This window comes from Niallia sp. HCP3S3_B10, assembly GCF_052064465.1.
Taxonomy (GTDB): domain Bacteria; phylum Bacillota; class Bacilli; order Bacillales; family Cytobacillaceae; genus Niallia; species Niallia hominis.
In genome coordinates, this window is sequence record NZ_JBQHVO010000002.1 from 254,470 (window position 1) to 268,562 (window position 14,093).

Genomic DNA, 14,093 nt, shown 5'->3' on the forward strand with positions numbered 1-14,093 from the left:
AAAAGTTTTGTAAAAGCCTTTTATTGGGAAAGGAAAAGAAGAATATATAATTACATAGTGAGAAAGTTATGTCTGTCTATTATCTTGATGCTGGTGGAGTTTTTTATACATAGGTAAGAAAGAGAAATACTTCCACCTCCGTTAATAGTTGTTATGGCTGTTAAATCTTTAATCGGTTTATGTATTCTTCAATGGAAATGCTAAAGATAATTAAAGAAACGGAGGTAATGGAATTGAATTCAACTATTGAAAAGCTTTATACAGAACTCCGTATAACACAAATCGAATTAGCAACGACATTAAGGGTTAAAAGAGACTCGAAAATTAATAAATATATTGAAGAGGAATTAAAAGATGTAGAAGAAACCATGCAAAAACTAGAAAATGGCAATTTCGGAATGTGCGAAATGTCAGGAGAGTTACTTCCTGTTGATTTGCTGGAAATGATTCCAACGATTCGAACGAAAGAGGATATAAATAGCATTCAATCCTATTATAGAAAGTCCATTCATTAAGAGAATAGCTTTTATTCAAAAAGGGGTACTTTACGAAAACAGCCATTTAAAATAATGAACCAAGCTATCGTTTTCAACTGGTTTATGCTAAAATGCTAAAGGAGACTCGAGAATTGGAGGAAACTTTAGTGTTTTATTACATAATTGCAGCTATAATTATTATTCTTGATCAATGGACGAAATGGTTAGTTGTAAAAAATATGGAACTAGGAGAAAGTATCGAAGTAATAAAAGATTTTTTCTATCTGACATCCCATCGTAATAGTGGTGCAGCTTGGGGAATGCTTGAGAATCAAATGGTGTTCTTCTATATTATCACTGTTATCGTTGTAATTGGATTGATTTATTTAATTCAGACAGGTACGAAAGGGAAAATTCTTTATGGTGTTTCTCTTGGTCTTATTTTAGGGGGGGCAATCGGCAATTTTATTGACCGCGCGCGCCATCAATATGTAGTAGACTTTATCAATACGTATATCTTTAATTATGATTTCCCAATATTTAATATTGCAGACTCATCTTTAGTAATTGGCGTTATTTTATTAATCCTAGTTATGCTGAAGGAGGATAGAGACGCAAAGAAGGAGAAGAAACATGGAAAAAAAGGAACATATCATTCAAAGTGAGCAAGTAAATGAACGGATCGACAAAATCGTTTCAATGATTAACAGTGATTGGTCGAGAACACAGGTTCAAGCGTGGATAAAAGACGGTCATGTTACAGTTAATGGGCAAACGGTTAAAACAAAGTATAAAGGTGTTTTAAATGATTTAGTTACAATTGAAGTACCAGAAGCAATCGAACTAGATGTAGAAGCAGAGGAAATGGATTTAGATATTTATTATGAAGATAGTGATGTCATCGTAGTGAATAAACCAAAAGGAATGGTTGTGCACCCAGCTCCTGGACATGTGACAGGTACATTAGTAAATGGCTTGATGGCTCATTGTAAAGATCTTTCCGGTATAAATGGCGTGATGAGACCAGGAATTGTTCATCGAATCGATAAAGATACATCTGGACTATTAATGGTTGCAAAAAATGATGCTGCACATGAGAGTCTTGTTAATCAATTAGTAGCAAAAACAGTAACGAGAAAATATAAAGCATTGGTACATGGTTCTATCCCCCATGATTATGGAACGGTTGAGGCCCCGATTGGCCGTGATACGAAAGATAGACAAAGTATGACGGTTATAGATAAGGGCAAGCATGCTGTTACTCATTTCCATGTGTTAGAAAGAATGGATGGATACACGTTTATCGAATGCCAATTAGAGACAGGACGCACCCATCAAATCCGCGTGCATATGAAGTATATTGGCTATCCACTTGTAGGAGATCCTAAATATGGCCCAAGAAAAACATTGGATATCGGCGGTCAGGCACTGCATGCAGGAATTCTAGGATTTGAACATCCGCGCACAGGGGAATATTTAGAGTTTGAAGCACCACTTCCTAAAGACTATGAGAATATTCTAGATACATTACGAAATAATCGTTGACACGCTTTTAATTTTATATTAAGATAACGTTAGTTGAATAAGTCCTTTAAATCAATCCCGTGAGGTTGAGAAGGAAACGGATCCTAGCTATTTTAAGCAATAGCTATATTGGTATACGTCTATCCTCTCATCCAAAAGGGTGAGAGGATTTTTTTTTTAGAAAATATGATTGAATCACAGCATGGATGGTGAGCGAGATGTCACAAAAGGCACTTGTACTAGACGATCAAGCAATAAGACGAGCATTAACAAGAATTGCTCATGAAATCATCGAGAAAAATAAAGGGATTGAGAATTGTATTCTTGTTGGAATAAGAACAAGAGGTATATACATCGCAAATCGCCTTGCAGAGAAAATTGCTCAAATTGAAGGAAAGCCAATTGAAGTTGGTGAATTGGATATTACTTTATACCGAGATGATTTATCAAAAAAGACGAAAAATGAGGAGCCATTAGTAAAAGGCTCAGATATCCCGAAAGATATACAAGGATTAAAGGTCATCCTTGTAGATGATGTCTTGTATACAGGAAGAACTGTTCGTGCCGGCATGGATGCACTAATGGATATGGGAAGACCAGCATCCATACAGCTTGCGGTCCTAGTAGACAGAGGACATAGAGAACTGCCAATAAGAGCAGATTATGTCGGGAAAAACATTCCTACCTCCAGCTCGGAGAAAATTGTGGTAGAACTTACTGAAGTGGATGGATATGATGAAGTGAATATTTTTGAAAATTAAATAGAGCCCTTTTAATAGCAGTCCTGTGAGGCTGAGAAGGGGAGTTTTTTTCGTCAGGTTTCTTTAAGCCTGTATAAAACCCCTTTTCAGCTGCGCTGAAAAGGGGTTTTATTTATGTAATAGGGGATATTAATAGCAATTATACAAGTAATTTTTTTAAACAGAAAGAGGAGACAGCAATGAACGAATCAAAACCCTTATTAGGAATTAAAGATAAACCAAGTGCCCTTCAGTGGGTAACGTTAAGCTTACAGCATTTATTCGCTATGTTTGGTGCAACAGTGTTAGTACCATTCTTAATAGAAATGAGCCCTGCGGTTGCTTTAGTCTCAAGTGGTGTAGGTACACTCGCATTCTTAATCATTACGCAATTTAAGGTTCCGGCCTACTTAGGATCATCCTTCGCCTTTATCGCACCGGTAATTGCAGCAAAGACAATGCCTGGTGGAGGTATAGGGGCAGCCATGATTGGAACATTTATAGCCGGGATTGTATACGGCATCGTTTCCTTAATCATCAAAAAAGCTGGTTATCGTTGGATTATGAATATCCTACCGCCGATTGTTGTTGGACCAGTAATCATGGTTATCGGGCTAGCATTAGCTTCCACAGCAGTAGGGCAAGCAATGTATGTAAATAATGGCAGTGAGAATCAAGAATATAGTTTGCTTTATATCTCTGTTGCGCTAGTAACCTTACTAGCAACAATACTTTTCACCATGTTTGGCAAGGGAGTATTTAGCTTTATCCCAATCTTAGCAGGAATCGTTGTAGGTTACGTATATGCCTTGCTAGTAGGTGTTGTTAACTTCCAAGAAGTGCTAGATGCAAAATGGTTTGCAATGCCAGATTTTATCTTCCCGTTTGTAGATTATCCTGTAACAATTAATCTTGCGCTACTAACTATTTTTGTACCGGTCGCAATTGTTACATTAACAGAGCATATCGGTCATCAGCTAGTGTTAAGTAAAGTTGTTGGTAAAGATTATATTAAAGATCCTGGATTGCATAGAAGTATTTTGGGAGATGGAACAGCAACTATTCTTTCCGCTTTAATGGGAGGTCCTGCAAAAACAACATATGGCGAAAATATTGGAGTATTAGCAATCACAAGAGTATACAGCGTTTATGTATTAGCAGGAGCTGCAGTACTTGCAATAGGGTTTGGATTTATTGGAAAAATCGCAGCATTAATTCAATCCATCCCCACGCCGGTAATGGGGGGAGTTTCCATCCTTCTATTCGGAATTATCGCTTCCTCTGGATTAAGAATTATTGTAGAAGCAAAGATTGATTTTAATAAAAATCGCAATTTAGTGATTGCATCCGTTATCCTTGTAACAGGAATTGGAGGCTTCTCCATTCATATGGGAGAAAATTTTAAACTAGAAGGAATGGCTTTTGCCGCAATCCTAGGCATTATCTTAAATTTAGTATTGCCAGGTAGAGAAAAAGCAAAGGACGATTTATTCGAAGAACCAATCGCAGTAGACGAAACTAAATAATAACACCTTTTAAACAAGTACAGAGAGACTTATAAGGGTGTCAAAAATGATGCATAGATTGTATGTGCTAGGTTCACTTTGCCTAAATCTATGGAAAATCATGATTTTTGCCGCCCTAACGAGTTGTTAGGGTGGTTTTTTTTTGGGGATTAGAGAATTACTGAGCAGTCTAAAATACACGTAGACACCGCTCGCCCCACGGAAAGCGAAGTGTATTTTAGCCTGCGGGCTAAGTTAAAAGCAGCAAATAACGGGAGGTAGTATCATGGAAAACTTATTAACTACGACTGAGTTAACCGTTACAGAGATTAAAGAAATCTTAAGAGATGCACAAAGATTTGCTAATGGAGAAACTTGGAGACCGGCAAATCAAAGCTTTGTGGCAAACCTTTTTTTCGAAGCTAGCACAAGAACAAAATGCAGCTTTGAAGTAGCGGAGAGAAAGTTAGGACTTGAGGTAATCCCATTTGAAACGACAACCTCAAGTGTTGTTAAAGGAGAAACATTATATGATACTGTTCGAACGCTGGAATCAGTAGGAGTAAATGCTATTGTTATAAGACATGAAAAGGATCATTACTTTGATGAATTAGTAGGGAAGGTAAACATACCAGTCATTAATGCAGGAGATGGCTGTGGTCATCATCCTACACAATCTCTACTAGACCTTCTGACGATACAGCAGGAATTCCAACGCTTCAATGGCTTAAAAGTAAGTATTATTGGTGATATCAGCCACAGCCGAGTAGCAAGATCAAATGCAGATGCCCTAACACGACTCGGGGCAGAGGTCGTTTTCTCTGGACCAAGAGAATGGTTTGATGAAACAGTCCTACAAGATGCAAATTATGAAGATATTGATACAGCGATTGAAACATCCGATGTTGTCATGCTGCTACGTGTCCAACATGAAAGACATGGAGATGAAAGAGCTGCTTTTGACAAAGAAAGCTACCACAGACTATATGGATTAACAGTAGAAAGAGAAAGAAAAATGAAGCCAGGAAGCATCATCATGCATCCTGCACCTGTAAACAGAGATGTAGAAATTGCTGATGAATTGGTTGAATGCGAACGCTCGAGAATTTTTAAGCAAATGGAAAATGGTGTGTTTATCCGCATGAGTGTGCTAAAAAGATCATTAGAAAATATCGGAGGGAGAAATGAACATGTCAATACTTATCAAAAATGGCCAGTTGCTTAATACTACAGGGGAATTAGAACAGAAGGACATCTTGATTGAAAATGGAGCAATTAAGACGATTGCAAAGGAAATAACTTCAAATGCAGATGAAGTGATTGATGCTGCTGGAAAAGTTGTGGCGCCAGGATTTATTGACCTACATGTTCATTTAAGAGAGCCAGGCGGCGAAAAGAAAGAAACGATTGCAACAGGGACGATGGCAGCAGCACGAGGTGGATTTACAACGATTGCCAATATGCCAAACACAAGACCTGTTCCTGACACAGTTGAAAATTTACATAATTTAAATGAAAGAATTCGAAATACGGCAAATGTAAATGTCTTACCGTATGCATCCATTACAATTAGACAATTAGGGACTGAACTTACTGATTTTAAAGCACTAAAAGAATTAGGAGCATTTGCTTTTACAGATGATGGTGTAGGAATCCAAGAAGCAGGTCAAATGCTCGAGGCGATGAAGCAAGCGGCTGCATTAGATATGGCAATTGTCGCTCACTGTGAAGATAATAGCCTTATCAATAAAGGCTGTGTGCACGAAGGAGAATTTTCAAAGGCGAAAGGTTTAAATGGAATTCCAAGTGTTTGTGAATCAGTCCAAATAGCAAGAGACGTTCTTTTAGCAGAAGCGACAGGCTGTCATTATCATGTATGCCATATCAGTACAAAAGAATCAGTGCGCGTTGTAAGAGATGCAAAAAAAGCTGGAATTAGAGTTACAGCAGAGGTGTCGCCACATCACTTACTATTAGCAGATATAGATATTCCTTCTCTTGATACGAATTATAAAATGAATCCTCCTTTAAGAGGAACAGAGGATCGAAAAAGCTTACTTGAAGGATTGTTAGATGGAACAATTGATTTTATTGCAACAGACCATGCACCGCATACAGCAGAAGAAAAGGCACAGTCGATGCAGCTTGCACCATTTGGAATTGTCGGTTTAGAAACAGCATTTCCTCTTCTTTATACGAACTTTGTAAAAACAGGGGTGATGACATTACAACAATTAATAGATTATCTAACAATAAAACCAGCTCAAAGCTTTAAATTGGATGCTGGAACTTTAGGAGCAGGAAAAACTGCAGATATCGTCATTCTTGATTTAGAAGATACAAATAAAATTGACCCAGAAACATTTTTATCAAAAGGAAGAAATACCCCGTTTGCTGGTTGGGAATGTCAGGGCTGGCCGGCTGCAACAATTGTTGGTGGAAAGATTGCTTGGAGAAAGGAAAGTGTACACGCATGAAAAAACAATTAATTCTTGAAGATGGCACGGTATTTATCGGAAAAGGCTTCGGTGCCGATTCAGAAAAATTTGGTGAAGTAGTATTTAACACAGGAATGACAGGCTATCAGGAAATTCTATCCGATCCATCCTACTGTGGACAAATTGTCACACTTACGTATCCGTTAGTAGGAAATTATGGCATCAATCGAGATGATTTTGAATCGATAACGCCAGCCATTCATGGATTTATTGTAAAAGAAGTGTGTGATTTTCCTTCAAACTGGCGTAACGAGCTTTCATTAGACAAATATTTCAAACAAAAGAATATCCCAGGAATAGCGGGAATTGATACAAGAAAATTAACGCGCATTATCCGCCAATATGGAACTTTAAAGGGTGCGATTTGCAGCATCGAGGAAAATGCAGAGGAAGTAATTGCAAAATTAAAAGGGATTACGTTAAGTACAGATCAAGTAAAGCAAGTTTCTACAAGAAAACCTTATCCAAGTCCTGGCCGTGGAAGTCGCGTTGTGTTAGTAGACTATGGAATGAAGCATGGAATTTTACGAGAATTAAATAAACGAGATTGTGATGTAATCGTCGTTCCATATAATACAACGGCAGAAGATATTCTAAATTTAAGTCCAGATGGCGTGATGCTATCGAACGGACCTGGGGATCCAAAGGATGTGCCCGAGTCTATTGAAGCAATTAAAGGAATTATTGGGCAAGTGCCGCTGTTTGGAATCTGCTTAGGTCATCAATTGTTCGCACTTGCAAGTGGGGCAAACACAGAGAAAATGAAGTTTGGTCATAGAGGATCAAACCACCCAGTAAAGGATTTATTAACAGGGAAGGTTTCTCTGACTTCTCAAAACCATGGCTATACAGTAGAAGAAGAATCTATTAATCACACAAACTTAGAAGTTACACATATTGCTTTAAATGATGGAACAATCGAAGGCTTGCAGCATAAAGAATACCCAGCATTTACCGTGCAATACCATCCAGAAGCTTCACCTGGACCAGAGGATGCTAACTATTTATTCGATCGTTTTATGGAAATGATACAATCTCACAAACAGGAAGGTGCCGCATATGTCAAAGCTTAAAAGTATTAAAAGTATATTAGTAATCGGATCAGGACCAATCATCATTGGGCAGGCAGCAGAATTTGACTATGCAGGAGCGCAAGCATGTATCGCTTTAAAGGAAGAAGGCTATCGTGTTATTCTTGTAAATTCTAACCCTGCAACGATTATGACAGATACAGAAATGGCCGATAAAGTGTACATTGAACCATTAACACTTGAATTTGTCAGCAGAATTATTCGCAAAGAAAGACCAGATGCTATCTTGCCAACATTAGGAGGGCAAACTGGCTTAAATCTTGCAGTCGAGCTATCAGAGGCAGGCGTGTTAGAAGAATGCGGAGTAGAAGTACTTGGAACGAAGCTCTCCGCGATTCAGCAAGCGGAAGATAGAGATCTTTTCCGTAACTTGATGAATGAATTAGGAGAACCTGTTCCAGATAGTGATATCATCCATAATATGGAGGAAGCAAGAGCATTTGTAGAGAGAATCGGATATCCAGTAATCGTTCGTCCTGCTTTCACACTAGGTGGAACAGGCGGCGGTATTTGCCATAATGATCAGGAGTTAGAAGAAATTGTAACAAGTGGTTTGAAAAATAGCCCAGTAACGCAATGTTTATTAGAGAAAAGTATCGCAGGCTTTAAAGAAATCGAATATGAAGTAATGCGTGATAGCAATGATAACGCGATTGTAGTATGTAACATGGAAAATATCGATCCAGTTGGGATTCATACAGGTGACAGTATCGTTGTCGCACCAAGTCAGACGTTAAGTGACCGTGAATATCAATTATTAAGAAATACATCTTTAAAAATTATCCGTGCACTAAAAATTGAAGGTGGCTGTAACGTACAGCTAGCATTAGACCCAGATAGCTTCCAATATTATATTATTGAAGTTAACCCAAGAGTGAGTCGCTCATCTGCCCTTGCAAGTAAAGCAACTGGCTATCCGATTGCAAAGCTAGCGGCAAAAATCGCAGTAGGTTTAACATTAGATGAGATGATGAATCCTGTTACAGGAAAAACTTATGCAAGCTTTGAACCAGCACTTGATTATGTAGTAAGTAAGATTCCACGCTTTCCTTTCGATAAGTTTGAATCAGCAAAACGTAACTTAGGAACACAAATGAAAGCAACGGGAGAAGTAATGGCAATTGGTCGTACTTTTGAAGAATCTTTACTAAAAGCGATTCGCTCTCTTGAAGCAAAAGTATATCATTTCTCCTTAAATGCAGCAGATGAAACAAGCGACGAATTACTCGAAAAGCGAATAAGAGTTGCCGGAGACGAAAGATTATTTTATATAGCAGAAGCACTTAATCGTGGCGTGAGTATTGAAACGATTCATGAGTGGAGCAAGATTGACCTATTCTTCCTTTTCAAACTTGAAGGCATCATAAAGTTCGAAAAAGAGTTAATCAATCATCCATTTGATGAGGAATATGTAAAAGAAGCGAAAGAAAAGGGATTTGCTGATATTCAACTTGCAAAGCTTTGGAATACAACAGAGCTTGAAGTATATAACTGGAGAAAAGAAAAAGGCATTGTGCCCGTTTATAAAATGGTTGATACTTGTGCGGCTGAGTTTGAATCTGAAACACCTTACTATTATGGAACATATGAAGAGGAAAATGAATCGATTGTAACAGAGAAGAAAAGCATTGTTGTGCTTGGATCTGGACCAATTCGCATTGGCCAAGGAATAGAGTTTGACTATGCAACCGTTCATTCTGTATGGGCGATTAAAGAAGCTGGATATGAAGCAATTATCATTAATAACAATCCAGAGACGGTTTCAACAGACTTTAGTATTTCAGATAAACTTTACTTTGAACCACTGACGATTGAAGATGTAATGCATATCATCGATTTAGAGAAACCTGAAGGAGTAGTGGTTCAGTTTGGGGGGCAAACAGCCATTAACCTAGCAGGCCCACTAGCAGAGCGTGGGGTCAAAATTTTAGGAACATCACTTGAAGACTTAGATCGCGCAGAGGACCGTGATAAGTTTGAACAAAGTCTGCAAGAATTAGGAATTCCACAGCCAGACGGAAAAACAGCATTAACAGTTGAAGATGCAATTGTTGTAGCAAAATCAATTGGCTACCCAGTACTTGTAAGACCATCTTACGTACTTGGTGGAAGAGCAATGCAAATCGTATATAAAGAAGAAGAGCTGATTCCATATATGGAAAACGCGGTTAAGGCAAGTCCAGGTCAACCAATCTTAATTGACCGTTATTTAACAGGGAAAGAAATTGAAGTGGATGCAATCTGTGATGGAACTGATGTTGTCATTCCAGGAATTATGGAGCATATCGAACGTGCAGGAGTACACTCAGGCGATTCGATCGCTGTCTATCCACCACAAAGCTTGTCTGCTGAAATTAAGCAAACGTTAGTAGATTATACAACGAGACTTGCAAAAGGTTTAAAAATCGTAGGTTTACTAAATATCCAATATGTTGTTTCCAAAGGTGAAGTATTCGTACTAGAGGTAAATCCACGCTCTAGTAGAACAGTACCTTTCTTAAGCAAAATTACGAATGTGCCAATGGCGAAAATCGCTACAAAAGTAATTTTGGGTACTTCCTTAAAAGAGCAGGGATATCAATCGGGCTTAGTAGCAGAGAAGTCTGGTGTGTATGTGAAGGTCCCAGTATTCTCTTTTGCAAAATTACGTAGAGTCGATATCACATTAGGCCCTGAGATGAAATCAACGGGAGAAGTAATGGGGAAAGACATTACTCTAGAAAAAGCACTGTATAAAGGTTTAATTGCTTCAGGAATGAAGATAAAAACATTTGGAACGGTTCTTTTGACAATTGGGGATAAAGATAAGGAAGAGGCTTTACAGCTTGCAAAAAGATTTACGAATATCGGCTATAGCTTGATGGCAACAAGTGGAACAGCAGAGTACCTTGAAAGCAATAACATTCCAGTAAAAGTAGTCGGTAAAATCGGTGGAGAAGGACATACATTAATAGATGTAATCCGCAATGGGGAAGCACAATTTGTCATTAATACTTTCTCCAAAGGAAGCCAGCCAGCAAGAGATGGATTCCGAATTAGACGTGAATCCGTTGAAAATGGCATTCCATGCTTAACTTCATTAGATACAGCAGAGGCTATCCTTCGAGTAGTAGAATCGATGACATTCTCTACAGATGCAATGGAGCCAAGCAAAACGCAACCGGAGGCAGTGTTAGTATGATCAAAAACGAAATCTGTACAGTAGTCGAACAGAAAGAAATAGCTGAAAATATTATGGAGCTCACCTTAACAGGTGAGCTTGTCTCTGAAATGAACGAGCCAGGTCAATTTGTTCATATAAAAGTAAGTGATAATGCTACACCTTTATTAAGACGTCCCATTAGTATTTGCCGGATTGATCAGGAAAGTAAAACATTTACGATGATTTACCGCGCTGAAGGAGCGGGCACAAAGCTTCTTGCCCAAAAAACAGCTGGGGAAGCAGTTGATATTCTTGGTCCATTAGGAAATGGATTCCCCGTTGAAGCAAGCAAGTCAGGGCAAACAGCCTTATTAGTAGGCGGAGGAATTGGTGTGCCACCTTTATATGAATTAGCAAATCGACTAGTTGCAAAAGGGGTAAAGGTTGTTGCTGTATTAGGCTTTCAAACAGAATCCGTTGCATTTTATGAAGAAAAGTTTGCCTCATTTGGGGATACGTATATCGCTACAGTAGATGGTAGTCATGGTACACAAGGCTTTGTCACAGACGTTATTTTTCAAGAAAATCTGGAGTTTGACGTATTGTACTCCTGTGGACCAACGCCAATGCTTAAAAATCTAGAAAAAACATTTCCTACTAAAAAGGTGTTTATTTCTCTAGAAGAAAGAATGGGATGTGGGATTGGTGCATGCTTTGCATGTGTATGTCACACAGCAGATGATCCGACAGGATTCAGCTATAAAAAGGTATGTACAGATGGACCAGTATTTAGAACAGGGGAGGTTGTCCTATGAACCGACTTCAAGTAAAGCTTCCTGGATTAGAGCTTAAAAACCCAATCATGCCTGCTTCTGGCTGTTTTGGATTTGGACGGGAATACAGTAACTTATATGATTTAAGCAAGCTCGGTGCCATCATGATAAAAGCAACTACGGTAGAACCACGCTTTGGTAACCCAACACCAAGAGTAGCTGAGACTACTTCTGGGATGCTAAATGCCATTGGTCTTCAAAACCCTGGACTAAAAAAAGTGGTTGGCGAAGAATTACCTTGGCTTAGCCAATTCGATGTACCAATTATTGCAAATGTTGCTGGATCGGTGGAAGAGGACTATGTTGCTGTTGCAAAAGAGATATCAAAAGCATCGAATGTTAAGGCACTAGAATTAAACATTTCTTGTCCGAATGTAAAAACAGGAGGCATTGCTTTTGGAACAATTCCAGAAGTTGCTAAGGAATTAACGAAAAAGGTGAAGGAAGTGTCAGAAGTTCCTGTATATGTAAAGCTCTCACCAAATGTAACGAATATTGTCGAGATGGCAAAAGCGGTAGAAGCTGGAGGAGCAGATGGGATTACCATGATTAACACCCTTGTTGGCATGCGTCTTGATTTAAAAACAGGCAAGCCAATCCTAGCCAACAAAACGGGAGGATTATCTGGTCCTGCAGTAAAGCCTGTAGCAATCCGAATGATTTATGAAGTAAGTCAAGCAGTAAACCTACCGATTATCGGAATGGGGGGAGTATCCACTGCTGAAGATGTATTAGAGTTTTTCTATGCAGGCGCAAGTGCAGTAGCAGTTGGTACAGCAAACTTCGTAGATCCATTTATTTGCCCGAAAATAATAGATGAATTACCTGAGCTATTAGACAAATACGGATTTGAACATATTTCAGAAGTAACGGGAAGGAGCTGGGGAAAGCATGAACCATTCGCTTATCATCGCGCTTGATTTTGCAAGTAAGGACGAGGTACATTCTTTTTTAAAAGGATTTAACGGAGAATCGTTGTTTTTAAAAGTAGGTATGGAACTATTTTATAAAGAAGGACCAAGCATCATTCAGGAATTAAAGGAACAAAATCACCAAATTTTCCTAGACTTAAAGCTACATGATATTCCAAATACAGTTGGAAGTGCGATGAAAAATATTGCTAGCTTAGGCGTTGATTTAGTGAATGTTCATGCAGCTGGTGGAATCGACATGATGGCTCGTGCAGTGGAGGGGCTTGAAGCAGGTACACCATCTGGCATGAAACGAGCGAAATGTATTGGTGTGACTCAGTTAACAAGTACTTCTGAAGCGAGCATGCAAAAAGAGCAATTAATTCAAGTTCCTTTACATGAATCGGTATTACACTATGCAACGATAACAAAAGAGGCTGGACTGGATGGAGTCGTGTGCTCCACTTTAGAAGCTTTCGCAATTCGTGAAAGATTAGGGGATACCTTTTTAACTGTAACGCCTGGCATTCGTTTAAAAACAGATGAAGTACAGGATCAAGTTCGGGTAGCAACGCCTAAGATTGCGAGAGAAAATGGGGTATCAGCAATTGTTGTTGGTCGCTCGATTACAAGAGCAGCAAATCCATATGAAAGCTATTCATTATTTAAATCCGAGTGGGAGGGCATCACGTTATGAAACATGAAATTGCCGAACAATTACTAGATATTAAAGCAGTTTTTTTACAGCCAAATGATCCGTTTACTTGGTCTTCAGGATTAAAGTCGCCAATCTATTGTGATAATCGCTTAACCTTGTCCTATCCGAAGGTGCGTAAAAATATCGCAACAGGATTAGCTAGTTTAATCAAAGATAAATTTCCAGAAACAGAAGTTGTGGCAGGGACAGCAACAGCAGGTATTCCTCATGCAGCTTGGGTAAGTGACCTTCTTGATTTGCCGATGGCCTATGTACGTTCCAAAGCAAAAGCCCACGGAAAAGGGAATCAGATTGAAGGCAAGGTAGATAAAGGGCAAAAAGTAGTAGTGGTGGAAGATCTTATCTCAACAGGGGGAAGTGTCATTACAGCAGTTAATAGTTTAAGAGAAGCAGGCAGTGATGTACTTGGGGTTGTTGCGATTTTTACATACGAATTGCCAAAGGGGAAAGAATTGCTTGCTGAGGCTGAAATTACAGCATACTCATTAACAGATTATACGAGCTTATTAGAAGTAGCACAGAAAAATGGCTATATTGAAGAAAGAGATTTAGCGAGCTTGAATGCTTGGAAGGAAAATCCAGAGAAGTGGTAAGTGGATGATGTTTATAACGACATTTTAGTTAACTAAAGTGTCGTTTTTTTGGGGCTTGGATA

General features: G+C 38.7%; 13 protein-coding genes. All 13 read left to right on the forward strand.

Annotated elements, in window-relative coordinates; all coding sequences use genetic code 11:
• The first annotated feature begins 233 nt into the window (after positions 1–233).
• The 13 genes from ACTNDN_RS02735 to pyrE all read left to right on the forward strand — a co-directional run bounded on the left by ACTNDN_RS02735 (position 234) and on the right by pyrE (position 14,031).
• Positions 234–515 carry a hypothetical protein gene (locus tag ACTNDN_RS02735; protein ID WP_031534331.1) on the forward strand — a complete coding sequence of 94 codons (282 nt, stop codon included), beginning with the start codon at positions 234–236 and terminating at the stop codon, positions 513–515.
• A gap of 92 nt (positions 516–607) precedes the next feature.
• Positions 608–1,141 (forward strand): signal peptidase II, encoded by a 534-nt coding sequence (gene lspA, locus ACTNDN_RS02740; RefSeq protein ID WP_081836525.1) that lies wholly within the window; start codon positions 608–610, stop codon positions 1,139–1,141.
• On the forward strand, positions 1,110–2,021 hold the full coding sequence (locus ACTNDN_RS02745) for an RluA family pseudouridine synthase (RefSeq protein WP_031534334.1): 912 nt from the start codon (positions 1,110–1,112) through the stop codon (positions 2,019–2,021). The genes lspA and ACTNDN_RS02745 overlap by 32 nt, the downstream gene beginning before the upstream one ends.
• A 197-nt stretch (positions 2,022–2,218) precedes the next feature.
• Complete coding sequence (gene pyrR / locus ACTNDN_RS02750) at positions 2,219–2,761, forward strand: bifunctional pyr operon transcriptional regulator/uracil phosphoribosyltransferase PyrR (RefSeq protein ID WP_031534336.1); 543 nt, start codon at positions 2,219–2,221, stop codon at positions 2,759–2,761.
• A 179-nt stretch (positions 2,762–2,940) separates the two neighbouring features.
• Positions 2,941–4,266 (forward strand): solute carrier family 23 protein, encoded by a 1,326-nt coding sequence (locus ACTNDN_RS02755; protein ID WP_031534338.1) that lies wholly within the window; start codon positions 2,941–2,943, stop codon positions 4,264–4,266.
• Positions 4,267–4,531: 265 nt separating this feature from the next.
• Positions 4,532–5,470 (forward strand): aspartate carbamoyltransferase catalytic subunit, encoded by a 939-nt coding sequence (locus ACTNDN_RS02760; RefSeq protein ID WP_031534340.1) that lies wholly within the window; start codon positions 4,532–4,534, stop codon positions 5,468–5,470.
• Positions 5,436–6,722, forward strand: coding sequence for a dihydroorotase (locus tag ACTNDN_RS02765; RefSeq protein WP_441130740.1), 1,287 nt, complete (start codon positions 5,436–5,438; stop codon positions 6,720–6,722). The genes ACTNDN_RS02760 and ACTNDN_RS02765 overlap by 35 nt, the downstream gene beginning before the upstream one ends.
• Positions 6,719–7,816: a carbamoyl phosphate synthase small subunit gene (locus ACTNDN_RS02770; protein WP_031534344.1), complete on the forward strand. Its 1,098-nt coding sequence runs from the start codon at positions 6,719–6,721 to the stop codon at positions 7,814–7,816. The genes ACTNDN_RS02765 and ACTNDN_RS02770 overlap by 4 nt, the downstream gene beginning before the upstream one ends.
• On the forward strand, positions 7,803–11,015 hold the full coding sequence (gene carB, locus ACTNDN_RS02775; RefSeq protein WP_235251061.1) for a carbamoyl-phosphate synthase large subunit: 3,213 nt from the start codon (positions 7,803–7,805) through the stop codon (positions 11,013–11,015). Before ACTNDN_RS02770 ends, carB begins: the two co-directional genes overlap by 14 nt.
• Entirely contained in the window at positions 11,012–11,791 is a 780-nt protein-coding gene (locus ACTNDN_RS02780; protein WP_031534348.1) for a dihydroorotate dehydrogenase electron transfer subunit, read from the forward strand. Before carB ends, ACTNDN_RS02780 begins: the two co-directional genes overlap by 4 nt.
• Entirely contained in the window at positions 11,788–12,729 is a 942-nt protein-coding gene (locus ACTNDN_RS02785) for a dihydroorotate dehydrogenase (protein WP_441130742.1), read from the forward strand. Before ACTNDN_RS02780 ends, ACTNDN_RS02785 begins: the two co-directional genes overlap by 4 nt.
• On the forward strand, positions 12,701–13,417 hold the full coding sequence (pyrF, locus tag ACTNDN_RS02790; RefSeq protein WP_441130744.1) for an orotidine-5'-phosphate decarboxylase: 717 nt from the start codon (positions 12,701–12,703) through the stop codon (positions 13,415–13,417). Before ACTNDN_RS02785 ends, pyrF begins: the two co-directional genes overlap by 29 nt.
• Complete coding sequence (gene pyrE / locus ACTNDN_RS02795; protein ID WP_031534354.1) at positions 13,414–14,031, forward strand: orotate phosphoribosyltransferase; 618 nt, start codon at positions 13,414–13,416, stop codon at positions 14,029–14,031. The genes pyrF and pyrE overlap by 4 nt, the downstream gene beginning before the upstream one ends.
• The last annotated feature ends 62 nt before the right edge of the window (positions 14,032–14,093 follow it).

What these genes read in the sequence shown, in the direction of transcription:
- lspA (WP_081836525.1), top strand. Translation starts at nt 608, where the DNA reads ATGCTAAAGGAGACTCGAGAATTGGAGGAAACTTTAGTGTTTTATTAC.
- ACTNDN_RS02745 (WP_031534334.1), top strand. Translation starts at nt 1,110, where the DNA reads ATGGAAAAAAAGGAACATATCATTCAAAGTGAGCAAGTAAATGAACGG.
- pyrR (WP_031534336.1), top strand. Translation starts at nt 2,219, where the DNA reads ATGTCACAAAAGGCACTTGTACTAGACGATCAAGCAATAAGACGAGCA.
- ACTNDN_RS02755 (WP_031534338.1), top strand. Translation starts at nt 2,941, where the DNA reads ATGAACGAATCAAAACCCTTATTAGGAATTAAAGATAAACCAAGTGCC.
- ACTNDN_RS02760 (WP_031534340.1), top strand. Translation starts at nt 4,532, where the DNA reads ATGGAAAACTTATTAACTACGACTGAGTTAACCGTTACAGAGATTAAA.
- ACTNDN_RS02765 (WP_441130740.1), top strand. Translation starts at nt 5,436, where the DNA reads ATGTCAATACTTATCAAAAATGGCCAGTTGCTTAATACTACAGGGGAA.
- ACTNDN_RS02770 (WP_031534344.1), top strand. Translation starts at nt 6,719, where the DNA reads ATGAAAAAACAATTAATTCTTGAAGATGGCACGGTATTTATCGGAAAA.
- carB (WP_235251061.1), top strand. Translation starts at nt 7,803, where the DNA reads ATGTCAAAGCTTAAAAGTATTAAAAGTATATTAGTAATCGGATCAGGA.
- ACTNDN_RS02780 (WP_031534348.1), top strand. Translation starts at nt 11,012, where the DNA reads ATGATCAAAAACGAAATCTGTACAGTAGTCGAACAGAAAGAAATAGCT.
- ACTNDN_RS02785 (WP_441130742.1), top strand. Translation starts at nt 11,788, where the DNA reads ATGAACCGACTTCAAGTAAAGCTTCCTGGATTAGAGCTTAAAAACCCA.
- pyrF (WP_441130744.1), top strand. Translation starts at nt 12,701, where the DNA reads ATGAACCATTCGCTTATCATCGCGCTTGATTTTGCAAGTAAGGACGAG.
- pyrE (WP_031534354.1), top strand. Translation starts at nt 13,414, where the DNA reads ATGAAACATGAAATTGCCGAACAATTACTAGATATTAAAGCAGTTTTT.